The following is a 17,566-nucleotide window of genomic DNA, read 5'->3' as shown; positions in this document are numbered from 1 at the left end:
GTCGGGCAGGGGCGTAGCGGCGAAGGCCGGCGACACCAGTGCGGCGAACAGACCGGGCAGGTGGCGGCGGCGCAGGCAGGACTTCATCGGGGCGCTCCCGGCGGCGTGGGCGACGGCGGCTTCTCGGGTCGCGGCGAGGCCTTGTCGCGCGCGTTCTCGGCCGGACCCGCCTGCATCATGTCGCCCCGGCTGGGCGCGACGTCCTTGCGCAGCAAGCCGCTCATGGACCGGACGTAGGCGACGAGCTGCCAGACCTGGTCGTCCGGGATGTGGCCGCCGAATGACGGCATGCCGTTGGGCCGGCCCTGCGTGATCGTGGCGAAGATGCTGGCCGGGTCGCTGCCGTAGCGCCATTCGCTGTCCATCAATGCCGGCCCCATGCCGCCGCCGCCGCCCAGGCCGTGGCAGCCGCCGCAGTTGTACCAGCGGTACAGGCGCTTGCCCTGGTTCACCGCATACGCGTTGTCGTCGTAGGGGCTGACGTTCTTCACCGCCGTCCTGACACCGCCGGTCAGCGCGATCGCCGGCTGCAGCGTGCTGGCCCGGTCGGCGTTCTCGGTCGGGCTGGTGTTGGCCTCGGGCGTCGTGAAGCGCCGCATCTCGCGCTCGCAGCCGCCCAGCGCGAGCGCGCAGACCAGTGCCAACAGGCGCACCGCCAGCCACGTCACGGCGCGACCCTCGCGGTCGGCACGGCGTACTCGGCGAGCACGCGGTCGATGTCGGGCTGCCGCCGCTGGATGAAATCGTCCAGCGCCTGGCGCAGCGCGTCGTCGCCGCGCCGCACCCCCATCGCGATGGCGAACTCGAACGGCTGGCCGCGCAGGCCGGCGGGCGCGGCCAGCGCTCGCACCCGCAACGGCACCGGCGCCCGGCGGGCGAAGTAGCCGACCTGCGGTCCCCAGACCAGCGCGGCGTCGATCTCGCCGGCGGCGAGCGCCGCCGCCATCCGCTGCCCCGACGGCTGCTCGCCGGCGACCGGATAGCCGGCCACGTTGCCGATCAGCCCGTGCCGTGCGAGCGCGGCGCCGGGCGGGGATGCCGCCATGTCGTTGCCGATCAACTGCACCCCGATGCGCAGCCGCGCCAACCGCGGGTCGTCGAACGACGACGGCGCGATGCCGTCGCGCTCGCGCTCGACCCAGACATAGCTGGAGCGGTAGTAGGGCCGCGTGTTCTGCGTGCGCTCGAACTGGGCCGGCACGCCGATGATGACGTCGCACAATCGGGTGCCCAAGGTCTTGCGCACGAAGCCGCGCCGATCGGGCAGCCATTCGTACGTGAGCGGCAGGCGCAGATCCTGCGCCGCGAGCTGCGCGATGCGGTTTTCGAAACCCGTGCCGTCGCGGTGCGACAGCGGCAGGTTGTCCGGGTCGGCGCAGACCCGCAGTGCCTGCAGCGGTTGCGGGTCTGCCGCGCGCGCGGCCGGCGCCGCCGCCGCGCCGGCGACGCAGAGTGCCAGCAGGCCGAGGTGCCTCACTTGGCGCCCTCCGGCAGCGCGAAGATGTACAGCATGCCGCCGGCCTGGGTGGCCTGCTTGAGGTCTTTCATCGCATTGACGAAGCCGCCGCCGGCCGTGCTGTCGCGCGGGTCGAGGTTGCCCGAGACGATCGCGCCGGCCCAGCCGCCGACGCCGGCCAGCACCGCGATGTATTGCTTGCCGTCGGGCCCGCGGTAGGAGACCGGTTGCCCGATCACCCCCGACGCGGTCTTGAAGCGCCACAGTGGCTTGCCGCTCTTGGCGTCGACGGCCTTGAACCAGCCGTCCATGGTGCCGTAGAACACCACGTCGCCCGCGGTCGCGAGGGCGCCGCTCCACACCGGGAAATGCTCGGGGATCTCCCAGGCCTTGCGGCCGGCCACGGGATCCCAGGCAGTGAAGACGCCGCGGTGCCCCGACGGCCCGGCGTACATCTTCACGTCGGTGCCCACATAGGGCGTTCCGGCGATGTAGCTCACCTCGCCGGTGGTCGCGTCCTGACACAGGTCCTGGTGCGGCAGATACAGCAGCCGCGTGCGCGGCGACCAGGCCGAGGGCTGCCAGTCCTTGGCGCCGGGTGAAGCCGGGCAGATGTTGCGGACGGTTTCGCCGCCGCGCGGGTCCTTGGCCGGGTTGTAGCGCAGCGCGCCGGTGCGCAGGTCCACCCCGAGCGAGGTCGTGATGTGCACGAACGGCGTGGCCGACAGCACCTCGCCCGTGGCCCGGTCCAGTGCGTAGAGATAGCCGTTGCGATCGGGATGGAGCAGCAGCTTGCGCCTGGTCCCGCCGAGGTCGGCGTCGACCAGCACGTTTTCGTTGACGCCGTCGTAGTCGTGCAGGTCGTGCGGGCTGAGCTGGTAGAACCAGACCGCCTCGCCCGTGTCCGGCCGCCGCGCGAAGATGCCCGAGGTCCACTTGTTGGCGCCGGGGCGCTGGTCGGGATTCCAGGGCCCGGGATTGGCGGTGCCGTAGTAGATCAGGTCGAGTTCGGCGTCGTACGAGATCCAGCCCCACACGGTGCCGCCGCCGATCCGCCAGGCCTCCGCCGGCCAGGTCTTCACGCCCAGGTCGCTGCCGCGGTCGGCGCTGTAGTAGGGCCTGAAGTTCTTGCCGATCAGGACGTCGGTGTCGGGTCCGGTGCTGTAGGCGCGCCACACGATCTTGCCGCTGGCGGCATCCAGCGCGGTGAGCCAGCCGCGGACGCCGAACTCGCCGCCGCTGTTGCCGACCAGCACCTTGCCTTTGACGACCAGGGGCGCCATGGTCATGCTCTCGCCGACCCGGATGTTGCCGAGCCGCGTTCGCCACAGTTCGCGCCCGGTCTTCGCATCGAGCGCGATGGTCTGGTTGTCCAGCGTGTTGAAGAACAGGCGCCCGTTGTCGTAGGCGGCGCCCCGGTTCACGACGTCGCAGCAGGCGACGCCCTGCGAAGCGGCCTCGGGCTGCGGCTCGAATCTCCACTTCACCGGCGCGCCGGGCTTGGTGAGGTCGAGGGCGAACACCGGGTTGGGGTACGGCCCCACGATGTACATCGTGTTGTCCGCGACGATGGGCGCGGCTTCCTGGCCCTTGACCTGGCCCATCGAAAAGGTGACGACGGGCTTGAGCTGCGCGACGTTGCTGGCCGTGATCTGGGCCAGGCTGCTGAAGCGCGTGCTGGCGTGGTCCTTGGCGGCCATGGTCCATTGGCCGTCATCGGGCTGCTGCGCCAGCGCGGGCAGCGGGAGCGTCGGCAGCATGGCCAGGGCAGCCAGCAAGGCGTACTTCATCCGGTCTCCGACAGTTGACCAGCCCCAGCTCGCCGCCCAGCGGCACTCCCGTGACAGACGGTGCATCGCTGCCCGCTGCCTTGTTGTCTTGTGTTTGCGCCGCAGTTTACACAGCGGGCTTGCTTTTGGGGCATCATGCGTGCCCCTTTGACTTCGCATCCGGGTCAACCTGCGCATGCAACGCGTTCGTCCGACGGCCGATTCCTACACCAGCATCGCGGTGTGGCTGCACTGGCTGCTCGCCGTGGCGCTGTTCGCCCAGCTGGCGCTCGGCTGGTGGATGCTGGACCTGCCCAAATCGCCGCCCGGTCTGCGCGCCGGCTGGTTCAATCTGCACAAGTCGATCGGCCTGAGCATCGGCGCGCTCGCGCTCGGGCGGCTGGCGTGGCGCCTGCGGCACCCGGTCGCGCCTGACCCGCAACTGACCGCGTGGCAGCGGCACGCTGCAAGGCTCACGCACGCGCTGCTGTACCTGTGCATGCTGGCGCTCCCGCTGTCGGGCTTGCTCGGCTCGAACTTCACGCGCTACCCGGTGCGTTACTTCGGCATCGCGCTGCCGGCGTGGAACCACGAATGGCCGGCTGCCAAGGAATTGATGTCCGCGCTCCACGCCGCCGGCGTGTGGTTGCTCATGACCTTGGTCGGCGTGCATGTGCTCGCCGCGCTGTGGCACTGGCTGCGGCGCGATGCGGTGTGCGCGCGCATGGGACTGCCTACGCTCACCCATCTGAACGGGAGCTGACTGGCGATGAAGCCTGGACCCCTGCTTGCCGCGCTGCTGCTCGGCGCCGCCGCATCCGGCTGGAGCGCCCCGTTCGCCTACGTGCCCAACGAGAAGGCGGGCACCGTGAGCGTCGTCGACACCGAGCGCGACAGCGTGGTGGCCGTGCTGCACGTGGCCGGGCGGCCGCGCGGCATCGCGATCAGCGCGGACGGGCGGCGTCTGTACCTGAGCGACCAGGCGAACAACGCGCTGGCGATCGTCGACCTGGGCCGGCGTGAACTGGAAGGGCGCATTCCGCTCGGCCAGTCGCCGGAGGGCCTGGCGCTGTCGCGCGACGGCCGCTGGCTTGCCGCTGCCGTGGAGGAGGCGAACGCCGTGGTGCTGATCGACACCGCGTCCGCCGCCGTCGCGGCAACCATCCCCACGCAGGGCAGGAACCCCGAGCACGCTGCGTTCTCCCCGGACGGGCATTGGCTGTACGTAACGGCGGAGGAAGGCGCCCAGGTCGACGTCGTGGATCTGGCGTCGCGGCGGCAGGTCGCGGCGATCGAGGTCGGGCGGCGGCCGCGCGGCATCGCGTTCACGGCCGATGGCCGCCACGCCTATGTCGCATGCGAGCTGGACAGCACCGTGTACGTGATCGACACCGCCGCGCAGCGGCCGATTGCCAGGATCGCGGCCGGGGAGTTTTCCAACGGCGTGGCGATCGCGCCCGACGGCGGGCGCGTCTACATCTCCAACGGGCGCGGCGCCAGCGTCTCGGTGATCGACACGGCGTCGCGGCGCGTGGTGGCGACGGTCCCGGCCGGCCAGCGCCCGTGGAACATGGCGCTGACGCCGGACGGCGCCAAGCTGTATGTGGCCAACGGCCGTTCCAACACGGTTTCGGTGATCGACACGCAGCGGCTGGTCAAGGTGGCCGAGGTGCCGGTCGGGCAGGCGCCATGGGGCGTGGCGATCAGGTAGGGGCGCGAGCGCGGCCGGCGCCGCTGGGAACCGGCGGCCGCCCCGCGCCGTCCGTCTCTCAGAGCGCGACGATGTCCTTGCCGTCCAGCAGTTGCTCCACCTGCGCCGCCGAATTCCCGACTTCAGCCACCGCCTGCCGCAGCTGTTGCGGACTGCAGCCGAAGCGCTTGCTCCACCAGTTCACCTCGCGCGGGTCGTCCAGATCGATGAGGCCGCGGTCGGCCGGCACGGTTTCGAAGACGTAAGCCATGGCGGGAACTCCTGCATTTTGTGTCGTTTCCATGATTGGATGCTCGTCACCGCATGTAGCCTGAGGGGGGACGGCGAAACACGCTGTCATCCGGTTCTGACGCCGCTATAGGAAAAATGCCGCTGGCGGGCCCGGGCCCGTGTGGGATCACGCGAGCGCGCGGATCAGCTCGGCGGCGGCGGCCGGCGCGCGTTCCTTGGCGCCGTTGATGAAGTAGACGAACACCTCGCGCTGCGGGCCCATCGCGGTCCAGGCGCGCGCCCCCTGGGCCCAGGCGGCGATCGCATCCGGCCGGTAGCCGGTGGGGCAGTCGGCGCTGCTGCGCATCAGCCGCAGGTAGGCGAGCTCGCTGGCCGCGTCCGGGATCGCCGGGAACTGCGGCGCATCGGTGTAGACGGTGGTGCATCGATAGCGGCGGGCCAGGTCGAGGTAGGCCTGGCAGGCGAAGCTCTCGTGCCGCACGTCCAGCACGTGCCGCAGCGGCCGCTCGCCGACGCGCTGCGGCAGCAGCTGCAGGAAGGCCTCGAAGTCGCCCGGGTCGAACCGCTTGGTCGGCATGAACTGCCACAGCAGCGGCCCCAGCTTGTCGCCCAGCTCGGCGATGCCGCTGCCGACGAAGCGCGCGATCGGCTCGGCGGCGGTGGCGAGCACCTTGCGATTGGTGGCGAAGCGGCTCGCCTTGAGCGAGAAGACGAAGCCCGGCGGCGTCTGCTCGCGCCAGCTGGCGAAGGTCGCCGGCTGGAGGGTGCGGTAGTAGGTCGCGTTGACCTCGATCGCCGTGAGCTGGCGGCTGGCGTGGGCCAGCTCCAGCCGGTGCGGCAGGCCCGGCGGAAAGAAGGTGCCGCGCCAGGGCGCGTAGTTCCAGCCGCCGATGCCCACGCGGATGCGCGGGGCTGTCGGCGGCATGGTGCCGCCGGGGGTCGATTGCGCGCCTTCTCGTGCCATGGGCCGACTCTAGCGCCCCGCCGGCGCCCGCGGGCGTCGTGGTCTCCACGGGTTGCCCGTTCCGCCGTCCGGGGTACAGTGGCGGTTTTTCGCCACGATTCCGGCCATGAACGCTCCCTTGCACCGTGAACTCCCCGCCGGGCTGCTCGATCCCGCCGCCGCCCTCCAGCACGTCACCGCCCAGTGGGACGGCGACATCGTGCGCCAGCTCACCGACTACATCGCGATTCCGGCCAAGTCCCCGGGGTTCGATCCGCAATGGGCGCAGCACGGCCACATCGAGACGGTGGTGCGCAACGCCGCCGCCTGGGTCGAGGCGCAGCGCGTCGCCGGTCTCACGCTCGAGATCGTCCGCTTGCCCGGCCGCACGCCGGTGATCTTCTTCGAGATCGCCGCCTCGCAGCGCCAGTCGGCGCAGACCGTGCTCATGTACGGGCATCTCGACAAGCAGCCCGAATTCACCGGCTGGCGCTCCGACCTCGGGCCCTGGACGCCCAAGTACGAGGACGGGAAGCTCTACGGCCGCGGCGGCGCCGACGACGGCTACGCGGTCTACGCCAGCATCGCGGCGGTGCAGGCCCTGCAGTCGCAGCAGGTGCCGCACCCGCGCATCGTCGGGTTGATCGAAACCTGCGAGGAATCGGGCTCCTACGACCTGCTGCCGTACATCGACGCGCTGCGCCCGCGGCTGGGCGACGTGGCGCTGGTGGTCTGCCTGGACTCGGGCGCCGGCAACTACGACCAGCTGTGGCTGACCACGTCGCTGCGGGGCATGGCCAGCGGCACCCTGAAGGTGGAGATCCTGACCGAGGGCGTGCACTCCGGCGACGCGTCGGGGCTGGTGCCCTCGAGCTTCCGGATCATGCGGCAGGTGCTCGACCGGCTGGAGGACAGCAAGAGCGGGCGGCTGCTGCCGGCCAGCTTCCACTGCGAGGTTCCGGCCGACCGGCTCGAGCAGGCCCGCGCCACCGCGGCGATCCTGGGCGACGAGGTGTACAAGCGCTTCCCCTGGGCGCACTGGGACTGCGGCGGCTCGACGGCCTTTGCGCTGCCCACCACCACCGACCCGCTGCAGGCGCTCGTCAACCGCACCTGGACCCCGACGCTGTCGGTGACCGGCGCCGACGGCTTTCCGGCGCTGCGGGACGCCGGCAACGTGCTGCGTCCGTACACCGCGTTCAAGCTGTCGCTGCGGCTGCCGCCGCTGGTGGACGCGCCGCAGGCGATGCGCGAACTCAAGACGCTGCTGGAGGACAACGCCCCTTACCAGGCCAAGGTGACGTTCGAACCAGGCGGCGCCGCCAGCGGCTGGAACGCGCCGTCGAGCGCGGCCTGGTTCGAGCAGGCGCTGAACCAGGCGTCGCAGGCGCACTTCGGCGCGCCCTGCGGCTACATCGGCCAGGGCGGCACCATCCCGCTGATGAACATGCTGAGCCAGGGCTTCCCCAAGGCGCAGATGATGGTCTGCGGCGTGCTGGGGCCCAAGAGCAACGCGCATGGGCCCAATGAGTTCCTGCACGTGCCCTATGCGAAAAAGCTCACCGCGGCCGTCGCGCAGGTGATCGCGCAACTGCCCTGAAGCGGTCCGCGCGCCGATGCGGCTTCACGACGCCATCCTGACGCCGTTCACCGCCAGTGACGGCGAGAACATCGCGCTGCACGACTGGGCCGTGCCGCCGGGGACGGCGGTGCGCGGCGTGGTGGTGCTGGTGCACGGCCTGGGCGAGCATGCCGGCCGCTACGAGCGGCTGGCGGGGCATCTCGCCGGCTGGGGCTATGCGGTGCGCGGCTACGACCAGTACGGCCACGGCGAATCGAGCGGCCAGCGCGGCGGCCTGTCCGGCGCCACCCGCCTGCTCGACGATCTCGCCGACGTGATCGACAGCACGCGCCGGCGGCTGGGCGCGCAGCTGCCGGTGATCCTGCTGGGGCACAGCCTGGGCGGGCTGGTGGCGGCGAGCCTCGTGGCCCGCCACGGCGCGGCCGTCGACGGCCTGGTGTTGTCCTCGCCCGCGTTCGATGCCGGCCTCGGCCCGCTCCAGAAATTCCTGCTGGCGACCCTGCCGCGGATCGCGCCCGACCTCACGGTCGGCAACGGGCTCGACCCGGACTTTCTCTCGCATGACCCCGGGGTGGTGGCGGCCTACCGCGCCGACCCGCTGGTGCATGACCGCATCTCGGGCCGGCTGGCGCTGTTCATTGCCGAGGAAGGGCCGCAGGTGCTGGGCCGCGCGGCGCAGTGGAAGGTGCCGACGCTGCTGCTGTACGCCGGCGCCGACCGGCTGGTGAATCCGCAGGGCAGCCGCGCCTTTGCCCGGGCGGCACCGCCGTCGCTGGTGACGGCGCGCTGCTTCGACGATCTCTTCCACGAGATCTTCAACGAGGTCGACGCGCAGCCGGTGCTGGAGGCCCTCAGGCAGTGGCTGCAGGCGCGGTTCTGAGCCGCAGCGCCAGCCACAGCAGCAGGGCGGCCGTGACGGCGACCGGCACCAGCGAGCCGTAATTGAGCAGCTGCCAGCCCTGGGTCGTCACCAGCACGCCCGAGGAGAAGGAGCTGAGCGCCAAGGTCGCGAACACGAAGAAATTGAGCGCCCCCTGCGCGCGGTCGCGCTCTTCGGGCGTGTAGGCCGACAGCGACAGGGTGGTGCTGCCGGTGAACAGGAAGTTCCAGCCGACACCGAGCAGGAACAGGGCGCCCAGGAACTGGTGCAGCTCGACGCCGGACAACGCAATCATGATGCAGGCCAGGTTCAGCGCCACGCCCACGGCCATCACCGGCAGCGTGCCGAAGCGCCGGATCAGGCTGCCGGTGAAGAAGCCCGGCACGAACATCCCGATCACGTGCCATTGCAGCACCAGCGCCGCATCGGCGAAGGGCAACGCGCATTGCTGCATGGCGATCGGCGTGGCGGCCATCAGCAGGTTCATCACGCCGTAGCTGAGCGCGCCCGACACCGCGGCGACCAGGAACACCGGCTGCCTCATGATCTCCGAGAGCGGCCGGCCGCCCTGGCTGGCCTTCCTGGCCGGCGCCGGCGGGAACTCGATGAAGGACAGCGCCGCCAGGCCCAGCAGCGCGACCGCGGCCAGCGAGATGTACGCGCCGGCGAAGGGCACGTCGAACAGGTTGCGGGTGCGGGCCGCCAGGTTGGGCCCGACCACGGCGCCCAGCAGCCCGCCCGCCATCACCCACGACACCGCCTTTTCCGGCGCGGTGCGGCCGGCCAGCTCGGCTGCGGCGAACCGGTACAGGCCGGCATTGGCGTTGTAGTAGCCGGCGACCACGGTGGAAAAGCACAGCAGCCAGAAATTGCGGGTCGATGCCGCCGCCGTGCACAGCAGGGCGGACAGCAGCGCGACGACCAGGCCGGTCTGGAACGCGGTCTTGCGCCCGAACCGCGCCTGGGTCCTGGCGACCACCCCGGTCGAGAGCGCCCCGCCGACCACGTATCCCATCACCGGCAGTGTCGCCATCCAGCCGTACGGCGCCAGCGCCAGTCCGACCAGGCCGTTGATGGCGATGAAGGTGACGTTGTTGGTCAGGAAGAGGCCCTGGCAGAGTGCCAGCAGGCCGAGGTTTCTGTTCATCGTGTTGCTTTCCGCGAGGTGCCGCGCGGACGCGGCACTGGGCCCTATTCTGGGCTGTTTCCGGTCGAGCTGCCCGCGGCGGCCGCGCTGCGCACCGCCGCGCCGGCCTATCGGGCCCAGCGCGCCAGCGCCGCCAACGGGGCGGTTTCGGCGCGCAGCACCCGCGGTCCGAGCGAGCGCGGCAGGAAGCCGGCGGCGCGGGCGGCAGCTTCCTCGGCCGGAGCCAGCCCGCCCTCGGGGCCGGAGAGCAGCGTGAGGGTGTCCGCCTCATCTGCCGCCGGCGCCTGCTGGGCACCGGACTCCAGCGAGAGCAGCCACCGGTGGCCGGGCGCGGCGGCGGCTTCCTGCGCCAGGCGCTGCAGCCAGTCGGCGAGTTCCAGCGGCGCATGGATCGGCGGCACCCGGTTGCGGCCGCACTGCTCGCAGGCGGCGATGGCGATCGCCTGCCAGTGCGCCTGCTTGCGCTGGGCGCGCTCGCCGGACAGGCGCACCACGCTGCGCTGCGCCACCAGCGGCTGGATGCTGGCCGCGCCGAGTTCGGTGGCCTTCTCGACCAGCCAGTCCATCCGCTCGTTGGCCGGGATGCCGACGGCCAGGTGCACGGCGGTGCCCGCTTCGCGCTCGACGTCGACATGCGCGTCCACCCGCACCGCCACCTCGCTGCGGCCCATCTGCTGCACGGTGGCGCGCCATTCGCCGCCGTTGCCGTCGAACAGCGTGATCGGCGCGCCGGGTTGCAGCCGCAGCACCTGGACATGGCGCGCGGCGCCGGCCGGCAGCGCCAGCACCTGCTGCGCCGCGAGCGGTCCCGGGCAATGGAAGCGCGGCCCGCGCGCCGCCTCAGACGCGGCCGAAGGCATAGGCCGTCGCGGGCTGGATGCCCTCGACCTCGTCGATCAGCCGCAGCAGCGGCGCCAGCTCGCGGTAGCGGCTGGCGGTGGCCCGGATGTAGCCGATGAAGCGGGGCGCGTCGGCGAGGTACTTGGGCTTGCCGTCGCGCAGCGTCAGGCGCGCGAAGATGCCGGCCACCTTCAGGTGCCGCTGCAGCCCCATCCACTCGACGGCGCGGTAGAACTCGCCGAAGTCGGGATCCACCGGCAGTCCGGCCTTTTGCGCCGCCTGCCAGTAGCGCACCGTGATGTCCAGCACGAACTCCTCGTCCCAGCTGAGGAACGCATCGCGCATCAGGCTGGCGATGTCGTAGGTGATCGGCCCTTCGACGGCGTCCTGGAAGTCGAGTACACCCAGGCGCGGCTCCGACGGGTCGCCCGGAATCATCAGGTTGCGCGGCATGAAGTCGCGGTGCACGTACACCGACGGCGACGCCAGGTTGCGTTCGATGATGAGCTTGAACGTCTGCGCCAGCGTGTCACGCAACGATCCTTCGACGCTGGTGCCGCGGTGCCGCGCCAGGTACCAGTCCGGGAACAGGGCGAGTTCGCGTGCCAGCAGCGCTTCGTCGTAGCGCGGCAGTTCGCCCGGCCTGGATGCCAGCTGCCAGGCCACCAGCGCGTCGACGGCGCGCAGGTAGAGCTGCTGGGTCGGCCGGTCCGGCTCGGCGCCGACCGCCTCGATCATGGTGCGCGTGCCCAGGTCGTCCATCAGCATGAAGCCCGCGGCTTCGTCCCACGCGTGGATGCGGGGGGCGTTCAGGCCGGCCTCGAGCATCAGCCGGTCGACGTGGACGAAGGGGCGGCAGTCCTCCTTGTCCGGCGGGGCGTCCATGACGATCCGGCTGTGCCCATCCGTGGTGTCCACGCGCAGGTAGCGCCGGAAGCTGGCATCGGCGGAGGCCAGCCGGACGCTGCCCGGCGCCAGCCGGTGCGGGCCGGCGACCTGTTCCAGCCAGCGGGCAAACGCGGCGGCGCGGCCGGGATCGTTCCAGGCCACGGGCACTGGAGCTTGCAGGGGGGAGTTCGCAGGAACGCTCATGGATAATCCATTCTACAAATGCAGTCTCCGACGCCGCGACGCCGCGCCGGCACAGCCAGCACTTCGATGCACGACTCGACTTCCAAGGCGTTCCGCGCCCGCTTCGCCCTCACGCCGGTAGCGCTGCTTGCCTTGGCCGTGCTGCAGCCCCAGCTGGCGCGGGCCCAGGACGCCGCGCCGATGGTGCTCAGGCCGAGCGCGCAACTGCGCGAAGACATCCCCGGAGCGCAGGCGCGCGAGCTGCCGATCTTCCTGGAGGGCGAGCATGTCTTCGGCCGGCCCGATCTGGAAACGGTGGTGGAAGGCGGTGCGCAGCTGCGCCGGGGCGACACGCTGATCCGCGCCGACCGGCTCGAGTACTACCAGCCCGACGACCTGGCGCGGGCCCGCGGCAACGTGCACCTCAATCGCGCCGGCAACGTCTTCGAGGGTCCGCTGCTGGAACTGAAGGTGGAGTCCTTCGAGGGCTTTTTCACCCAGCCGCATTACCGCTTCCTGCGCAACGATGCGTACGGGCAGGCCGACCGGGTCGACTTCATCGACGACAAGCGGGCGATCATCCGCAACGCGACCTACACCACCTGCCAGGCGCGGCCCGGGCCGAGCTGGATGCCGGACTGGATCCTGCGCGCGGCCAGCATTCGCATCGACAACGAGGAGGAGACCGGCCAGGCGACCAACGCGGTCCTGAGCTTCAAGGGCCTGCCGATCCTGCCGATCCCGGGCCTGAGCTTCCCGCTCAGCGACAAGCGCAAGTCGGGCGTGCTGCCGCCGACGATCGGCCTGGACAACCTGAACGGGGTCGAGCTCACCCTGCCGTACTACTGGAACATCGCGCCGAACCGCGACGCGACGCTCTATCCGACGCTGATGACCAGGCGCGGGGTCGACCTCGGCGCGGAGTTCCGCTACCTCGAGTCGGCCTACAACGGCCAGGTGCGCGCCAACTACATGCCGGGCGACAGCCTGCGCCATCGCGATCGCTGGGGCTTTGCCGCGCGCCACGACGGTGCGATCTTCAGCGGTTCGCCGCTCGGCCCGCTCGGGCTCAACCTCAATCTCAACCGGGTCAGCGACGACAACTACTGGCGCGACTTCTCGCGCACCACCGCGTCGCTCACCCAGCGCCTGCTCGCCAACGACGGCGCCCTGTCGTGGGCGCGCGGCGACCTGTCGGTGATGGCGCGGGCGCTGAAGTGGCAGGTGCTGCAGGACGTCGATGCGCCGATCGTGCCGCCGTACGACCGGCTGCCCCAGGTGGTCGCGCGCTACGCCCGCGACCGGCTGCCGCTCGGCCTGGAGACGCTGCTGGAGGCCGACTCCACCCGCTTCGAGGCGCCGCGCCGGCTCACCGGCCAGCCGAACGCGCACCGTACCTTCGCCTTCGCCCAGATCAGCCGCCCGTGGCAGACGCCCGGATGGTTCGTCACGCCGAAGCTGCAGCTGCATGCGACCCGCTACCAGTTCGACGCGCCGCTGGCCAATGGCGCGACGTCGGCCGCGCGCGCGGTCCCGACGGCCAGCCTCGACAGCGGCCTGGTGTTCGAGCGCGACGCCAGCTTCTTCGGGCGCAGCTTCCGCCAGACGCTGGAGCCGCGCGCGTTCTACGTCTACACGCCGTTCCGCGAGCAGAGCCTGCTGCCCAACTACGACACGGCGCTGAAGGACTTCAACTTCGCGACGATCTACACCGAGAACGAGTTCGTCGGCAACGACCGCATCTCGGACACGCACCTGCTGACGCTCGGCGCCAGCACCCGGCTGCTGGATGCGCAGACCGGCGCCGAGGCGGCGCGCTTCGGCGTCGCGCAGCGGCTGCGCTTCAAGGACCAGCGGGTCGTCCTCCCGGGCGGCACGCCGGTGAGCGAACGGCTGTCGGACCTGCTGTTCGGCGCCACCATCAACTGGACGCCGCAGTGGAGCCTGGATTCCACGGTCCAGTACAACCCGAAGACCGGCCGTTCGGAGCGTTCCACGCTCGGCGGCCGCTACAACCCCGGCAACTACCGCGTGGTCAGCGCCGCCTACCGCCTGCAGCGGGGCATGTCCGAGCAGCTTGACCTCGGCTGGCAGTGGCCGCTGAACGACCTCTGGGGTGACCGCGGCCAGAATCTCGGTCCCGGCCGCGGGGAAGGCGAGGGACGCTGGTACAGTGTCGGACGCCTGAACCTGAGCCTGAAGGACCGGCGGGTGGTGGACACCATCGTCGGCCTGGAGTACGACGCCGGCTGCTGGCTGGGGCGCATCGTCTTCGAGCGGCTGCAAAGCAGCACCAACACGGCGAACAAGCGGATCCTGTTCCAGCTCGAGTTCGTCGGCTTCACCCGGCTCGGAACCAACGCGCTGCAGCGGCTCAAGGAGAATATCCCGCGCTACCAGTACCTGCGCGAGGAGGTCCGGCCCCCCAGCCGCTTCACCAATTACGATTGACCAGATGAACCATCGCCCCTTCGTCCTGTGGCTCGCCTGCGCCGCCCAGGCCCTGGCCGTGAGCCTGCCGGCCTCCGCGCAGGGCCTGCGCGCGAGCCCCGGCGCCGCGCGCCCCGCCGTGCCGAGCGGCCCCCGCGCGGCGGACTACATCGTGGCCGTCGTCAATTCCGAGCCGATCACCAACAACGAGGTGCGGGTGCGGATGGCCCGCTTCGAGCAGCAGCTGGCGCAGACCGGGCAGCCGGTGCCGCCGCCGGGCGAGTTCGCCCGGCAGGTGCTCGAGCGCCTGATCAGCGAGAAGGCGCAGCTGCAGCTGGCGCGCGAGAACGGCCTGCAGGTGCAGGAGGCATCGGTCGACCAGGCCGAGCAGAACATCGCCCGCCAGAACCAGCTCGAGGTGGCGGAATTCCGGCGCCGGCTGCAGGCCGACGGCATCCCGCTGGCGGGGTTCCGCGAGGAGCTGCGCAACCAGCTGCTGCTCACGCGGCTGCGCGAGCGCGAACTCGAGGCGCGCATCAAGGTGACCGACCTCGAGGTCGACCAGTTCCTGCGCGAACGCAAGAACAGCAACGATCCGGCCAGCATGGAGCTGAACCTCGCGCACATCCTGGTGGCGGTGCCCGACAACGCGACGCCGGCGCAGATCGAGACGCTGCGCCAGAAGGCGGCGCGGGCGCGCGACCGGGCGCGCGCCGGCGAGGATTTCGCCAAGCTCGCCCGCGAGCTGTCGGACGCGCCCGGCGCGGCGCAAAGCGGCGGGGCCGTCGGCCTGCGCTCCGGCGACCGCTATCCGCCGCTGTTCCTGCAGGCGGTGCAGAACGTGGCCGAAGGCGGCGTCAGCGACGTGATCCGCTCCGGTGCCGGCTTCCACGTGGTCAAGGTGATCGAGAAGCGGCGCGGCGGCGTGGCCGACGGCCAGGTGGTGCAAACCCATGCCCGCCACATCCTGCTGCGCACCAGCGCCCAGCTGACCGAGACCGCGGCGCGCCAGCGCCTGGCCGACTACAAGCGGCGCGTGCTGGCCGGCCAGGCCGATTTCGCGCAGCTGGCGCGCGAGCACTCGCAGGACGCAAGCGCGGCCAAGGGTGGCGACCTGGGCTGGGCCGGCCCCGGCCTGTTCGTGCCCGAGTTCGAAGAAGTCGTCGAGGGCTTGCAGCCCGGCCAGATGTCCGATCCGATCGTCTCGCGGTTCGGCGTCCATCTGATCCAGGTGCTGGAGCGGCGGCAGGCCACGCTCAGCCAGCGCGAGCAGCGCGAGATCGCCCGCAACCTGCTGCGCGAGAAGAAACTCGACGAGGCCTACGAGCAGTGGGCGCAGGAGGTGCGCGGCCGCGCCTACGTGGAGTTCCGCGAGCCGCCGACTTGAAGCACGTCGCCCGCAAGCGCTTCGGCCAGCACTTCCTGACCGATCCGGCGATCATCGACGCCATCGTGCGGGCGATCGACCCCCGGCCGGGCCAGCCGATGGTGGAGATCGGTCCCGGGCTGGCGGCCCTCACGCAGCCGCTGGTCGAGCGGCTCGGCCGGCTGGCCGTGATCGAGCTCGATCGCGACCTCGCCGCCCGGTTGCGCAAGCACCCGCAGCTGGACGTGATCGAGGCGGATGTGCTGCGGGTGGACTTCGGCGCGCTGGCGCGATCGATGGCCGGCGCCAAGCTGCGCGTCGTCGGCAACCTGCCCTACAACATCTCGACCCCGATCCTGTTTCACCTGCTGCAGCATGTGGCGAGCATCGCCGACCAGCATTTCATGCTGCAGAAGGAAGTGATCGACCGGATGGTGGCGCGCCCCGCCACCAGCGACTACGGGCGCCTGTCGGTCATGCTGCAGTGGCGCTACGAGATGGCGGACGTGCTGTTCGTGCCGCCGACGTCGTTCGATCCGCCGCCGAAGGTCGACAGCGCCGTGGTGCGGATGGTCCCGCTGGCGAACCCGGCCGCAGTCGACGAGCAGCTGCTCTCGGAGCTCGTCCAGGCGGCCTTCAGCCAGCGCCGCAAGCTGCTGCGGCACAGCCTGGGCAAATGGCTGGAGCAGCGCCGCTTCGCCGGCGCTTTCGACCTGCAGCGGCGGGCCGAGGAAGTGCCGGTGCACGAGTACGTCGCGCTGGCGCAGCAGGTCGCGGTGGGATAACGCCCAGGACGCGCCCCGCAAAAGAAAAACGGCCGGGTCTCCCGGCCGTTTTTCCCTGATGAGATCAGTGCTGAAAACGCGGTGTCTTCAGAACTACGCCGCGGCAAGCCAATACCCGGCGTTGAAGGGGCTGCTCATGCGCAGCGCCAGGGGCGACACGTCCACCAGCTTGTCGGTGGGCATCTTCTCGCCGTTGTCGGTGGCGGCCGGAGCGGGTGCTTCGGTGCCTTGAGCCTCGTTCGCCCGTTCTGCTTGGCTGGTTTGTGCAGAACGGGCTACAGAAAAGAATAGAAGCACCTGAACGGTATCTTCCGGTCCGCCCAGTAATCGGCGGTGTCCCGGAAAATGTCGAGCAGCTGCTCGCGCGCTTCCTTGTCGAACTTGGCGTTGGCGGGAATCTGCTCGAGCACGACGATGAAGCCGGGCTGCGGCCCGGACTTGTGGACCGGGTCGGTCATGCAGTCGTACAGCGCGTCGAAGTTCTTCCCGAAATGGGCCGGCAGCATGAACTGCTGGGCGATCAGCTCCAGCACTTCCTGCTTGCTCTGGCCGGCGGCCAGGTTGGCGTAGAGGAAATGGTGGCCGAGGGAACGCGCGGCATGCTGCAGGTCCTGCACCCTGAAGGCGCGGATGGACTGCACGATGTTGTTGCGGATGCCCTTGAGCGGCGCCTCGCCGGGTTCCTTACGAAGTGGTGCGTCCATCTCCGTGTCTCTTTCCATAGTCACAAACAAGTCCCGCTTCATCGGGGGTCACTCCACAATCTGTCGAAAACTGGCGTAGTGGTCAGCGCTGTAGTAGCAGGTGTGGGGCGCCAGGGTCGGCCCGCCGCACACGATGCGCCGGGCTCCCCGGTCGCGCGATCCTGGCGTGGGCACGGTGTACTCGCGGTAATACCCGCGCGTGGCGCGAGGGAGCGTCCGTTCCCTGTTGCCGAACACCGAGCCGTCCTTCTCGTACTGGAACGGTCCGCCTTGCCGGATCCGTCCGTAGATGTCCCGAGCCTGCGTCGGCAGTTCGGCGACCCGCATCGGGGCCAGCCTGCTGACTTCAGGTGGGTCGGTCCAACCCCGGGCTTGCGCCTGGGGGACGGCGACCGATGCTGCAAGCAAGATGCTAGTAAGCGCAAACTTGACAGCGGCGATGGGCGCCATGAACAAACCTTCTCTCGGGCGCCTTTCTCGGGGACGCCACTCCGGGTTAACCCGGAAAAATCAAGGCGGTAGTGTGACTTATCCGACCCCAAAACGCAAGCGGCTGCCCAATTTTTGGGCAGCCGGCATGGACTTTTGGGATTCGTGCCGGCGCTCCGAAGTGAGCGCAGGCTCTCACAAGGCGCCTTAGCGGGCGGCGTT

At 70.6% G+C, this 17,566-nt stretch carries 17 protein-coding genes; 7 read left to right on the top strand and 10 right to left on the bottom strand.

Translation table 11 applies throughout. The features are described 5' to 3' along the window. Positions 1-83: 83 nt before the first annotated feature. The 3 genes from VNT59_RS00585 to VNT59_RS00575 are packed head-to-tail and all read right to left on the bottom strand — an operon-like array spanning position 84 to position 3,246. Complete coding sequence (locus VNT59_RS00585) at positions 84-668, bottom strand: c-type cytochrome (protein ID WP_325495589.1); 585 nt, start codon at positions 666-668, stop codon at positions 84-86. Then, positions 665-1,477, bottom strand: coding sequence for a quinoprotein dehydrogenase-associated putative ABC transporter substrate-binding protein (locus VNT59_RS00580; RefSeq protein WP_325495587.1), 813 nt, complete (start codon positions 1,475-1,477; stop codon positions 665-667). Before VNT59_RS00580 ends, VNT59_RS00585 begins: the two co-directional genes overlap by 4 nt. Next, on the bottom strand, positions 1,474-3,246 hold the full coding sequence (locus tag VNT59_RS00575; protein WP_325495586.1) for a methanol/ethanol family PQQ-dependent dehydrogenase: 1,773 nt from the start codon (positions 3,244-3,246) through the stop codon (positions 1,474-1,476). The genes VNT59_RS00580 and VNT59_RS00575 overlap by 4 nt, the downstream gene beginning before the upstream one ends. A gap of 175 nt (positions 3,247-3,421) precedes the next feature. On the opposite strand from VNT59_RS00575, the gene VNT59_RS00570 reads away from it, so the two are divergent. Both VNT59_RS00570 and VNT59_RS00565 read left to right on the top strand, forming a co-directional pair. Then, the gene (locus tag VNT59_RS00570; protein ID WP_325495584.1) at positions 3,422-3,988 is read left to right on the top strand and encodes a cytochrome b; all 567 of its coding nucleotides are present in this window, start codon (positions 3,422-3,424) and stop codon (positions 3,986-3,988) included. A gap of 6 nt (positions 3,989-3,994) precedes the next feature. Beyond that, positions 3,995-4,936, top strand: a complete 942-nt coding sequence (locus VNT59_RS00565) for a beta-propeller fold lactonase family protein (RefSeq protein ID WP_325495582.1) — start codon at positions 3,995-3,997, stop codon at positions 4,934-4,936. Between the two features lie 58 nt (positions 4,937-4,994). Here VNT59_RS00565 and VNT59_RS00560 read toward each other — a convergent pair whose 3' ends face one another. Together VNT59_RS00560 and VNT59_RS00555 are read right to left on the bottom strand one after the other, a co-directional pair. Continuing rightward, positions 4,995-5,186 (bottom strand): DUF3606 domain-containing protein, encoded by a 192-nt coding sequence (locus VNT59_RS00560; protein ID WP_325495580.1) that lies wholly within the window; start codon positions 5,184-5,186, stop codon positions 4,995-4,997. A gap of 147 nt (positions 5,187-5,333) precedes the next feature. Beyond that, positions 5,334-6,131, bottom strand: a complete 798-nt coding sequence (locus VNT59_RS00555) for a DUF72 domain-containing protein (RefSeq protein WP_325495578.1) — start codon at positions 6,129-6,131, stop codon at positions 5,334-5,336. A 106-nt stretch (positions 6,132-6,237) separates the two neighbouring features. Between VNT59_RS00555 and VNT59_RS00550 the strand changes: the two genes are divergently transcribed. Both VNT59_RS00550 and VNT59_RS00545 read left to right on the top strand, forming a co-directional pair. After that, on the top strand, positions 6,238-7,710 hold the full coding sequence (locus VNT59_RS00550; RefSeq protein ID WP_325495576.1) for a M20 family metallopeptidase: 1,473 nt from the start codon (positions 6,238-6,240) through the stop codon (positions 7,708-7,710). A 16-nt stretch (positions 7,711-7,726) separates the two neighbouring features. Further along, a complete protein-coding gene (locus VNT59_RS00545; protein ID WP_325495574.1) occupies positions 7,727-8,572 on the top strand; it encodes a lysophospholipase in 846 nt (281 codons plus the stop codon). Here the strand turns inward: VNT59_RS00545 and VNT59_RS00540 are convergent. The 3 genes from VNT59_RS00540 to VNT59_RS00530 form a co-directional block, all read right to left on the bottom strand. Further along, on the bottom strand, positions 8,544-9,719 hold the full coding sequence (locus tag VNT59_RS00540; protein WP_325495572.1) for an MFS transporter: 1,176 nt from the start codon (positions 9,717-9,719) through the stop codon (positions 8,544-8,546). The genes VNT59_RS00545 and VNT59_RS00540 overlap by 29 nt on opposite strands. 107 nt (positions 9,720-9,826) lie before the next feature. Then, positions 9,827-10,579 (bottom strand): 16S rRNA (uracil(1498)-N(3))-methyltransferase, encoded by a 753-nt coding sequence (locus tag VNT59_RS00535; RefSeq protein WP_325495570.1) that lies wholly within the window; start codon positions 10,577-10,579, stop codon positions 9,827-9,829. Continuing rightward, positions 10,560-11,651 (bottom strand): aminoglycoside phosphotransferase family protein, encoded by a 1,092-nt coding sequence (locus tag VNT59_RS00530; RefSeq protein WP_325495568.1) that lies wholly within the window; start codon positions 11,649-11,651, stop codon positions 10,560-10,562. The genes VNT59_RS00535 and VNT59_RS00530 overlap by 20 nt, the downstream gene beginning before the upstream one ends. Before the next feature lie 66 nt (positions 11,652-11,717). Between VNT59_RS00530 and VNT59_RS00525 the strand changes: the two genes are divergently transcribed. The 3 genes from VNT59_RS00525 to rsmA are packed head-to-tail and all read left to right on the top strand — an operon-like array spanning position 11,718 to position 16,211. Next, on the top strand, positions 11,718-14,081 hold the full coding sequence (locus tag VNT59_RS00525; protein WP_325495566.1) for an LPS-assembly protein LptD: 2,364 nt from the start codon (positions 11,718-11,720) through the stop codon (positions 14,079-14,081). A 4-nt stretch (positions 14,082-14,085) separates the two neighbouring features. Next, complete coding sequence (locus VNT59_RS00520; protein WP_325495564.1) at positions 14,086-15,447, top strand: peptidylprolyl isomerase; 1,362 nt, start codon at positions 14,086-14,088, stop codon at positions 15,445-15,447. Further along, positions 15,444-16,211: a 16S rRNA (adenine(1518)-N(6)/adenine(1519)-N(6))-dimethyltransferase RsmA gene (gene rsmA / locus VNT59_RS00515; RefSeq protein ID WP_325495562.1), complete on the top strand. Its 768-nt coding sequence runs from the start codon at positions 15,444-15,446 to the stop codon at positions 16,209-16,211. Before VNT59_RS00520 ends, rsmA begins: the two co-directional genes overlap by 4 nt. A 275-nt stretch (positions 16,212-16,486) precedes the next feature. Here rsmA and VNT59_RS00510 read toward each other — a convergent pair whose 3' ends face one another. Together VNT59_RS00510 and VNT59_RS00505 are read right to left on the bottom strand one after the other, a co-directional pair. Next, complete coding sequence (locus tag VNT59_RS00510; RefSeq protein ID WP_325495560.1) at positions 16,487-16,915, bottom strand: barstar family protein; 429 nt, start codon at positions 16,913-16,915, stop codon at positions 16,487-16,489. A 48-nt stretch (positions 16,916-16,963) separates the two neighbouring features. Next, on the bottom strand, positions 16,964-17,365 hold the full coding sequence (locus VNT59_RS00505; protein ID WP_325495558.1) for a ribonuclease domain-containing protein: 402 nt from the start codon (positions 17,363-17,365) through the stop codon (positions 16,964-16,966). Positions 17,366-17,566: the final 201 nt, after the last annotated feature.

The organism is Ramlibacter sp., assembly GCF_035554825.1.
In the GTDB taxonomy this organism is placed as follows: Bacteria; Pseudomonadota; Gammaproteobacteria; order Burkholderiales; family Burkholderiaceae_C; genus Ramlibacter.
Note: the sequence above shows the minus strand (reverse complement) of the source record. Positions and strands in the feature narration are given on the sequence as shown.

Coding starts and splice junctions, on each gene's coding strand:
- VNT59_RS00575 (WP_325495586.1), bottom strand. CDS start 3,246: ATGAAGTACGCCTTGCTGGCTGCCCTGGCCATGCTGCCGACGCTCCCG.
- VNT59_RS00570 (WP_325495584.1), top strand. CDS start 3,422: ATGCAACGCGTTCGTCCGACGGCCGATTCCTACACCAGCATCGCGGTG.
- VNT59_RS00565 (WP_325495582.1), top strand. CDS start 3,995: ATGAAGCCTGGACCCCTGCTTGCCGCGCTGCTGCTCGGCGCCGCCGCA.
- VNT59_RS00560 (WP_325495580.1), bottom strand. CDS start 5,186: ATGGCTTACGTCTTCGAAACCGTGCCGGCCGACCGCGGCCTCATCGAT.
- VNT59_RS00555 (WP_325495578.1), bottom strand. CDS start 6,131: ATGGCACGAGAAGGCGCGCAATCGACCCCCGGCGGCACCATGCCGCCG.
- VNT59_RS00550 (WP_325495576.1), top strand. CDS start 6,238: ATGAACGCTCCCTTGCACCGTGAACTCCCCGCCGGGCTGCTCGATCCC.
- VNT59_RS00545 (WP_325495574.1), top strand. CDS start 7,727: ATGCGGCTTCACGACGCCATCCTGACGCCGTTCACCGCCAGTGACGGC.
- VNT59_RS00540 (WP_325495572.1), bottom strand. CDS start 9,719: ATGAACAGAAACCTCGGCCTGCTGGCACTCTGCCAGGGCCTCTTCCTG.
- VNT59_RS00535 (WP_325495570.1), bottom strand. CDS start 10,579: ATGCCTTCGGCCGCGTCTGAGGCGGCGCGCGGGCCGCGCTTCCATTGC.
- VNT59_RS00530 (WP_325495568.1), bottom strand. CDS start 11,651: ATGAGCGTTCCTGCGAACTCCCCCCTGCAAGCTCCAGTGCCCGTGGCC.
- VNT59_RS00525 (WP_325495566.1), top strand. CDS start 11,718: ATGCACGACTCGACTTCCAAGGCGTTCCGCGCCCGCTTCGCCCTCACG.
- VNT59_RS00520 (WP_325495564.1), top strand. CDS start 14,086: ATGAACCATCGCCCCTTCGTCCTGTGGCTCGCCTGCGCCGCCCAGGCC.
- VNT59_RS00510 (WP_325495560.1), bottom strand. CDS start 16,915: ATGGACGCACCACTTCGTAAGGAACCCGGCGAGGCGCCGCTCAAGGGC.
- VNT59_RS00505 (WP_325495558.1), bottom strand. CDS start 17,365: ATGGCGCCCATCGCCGCTGTCAAGTTTGCGCTTACTAGCATCTTGCTT.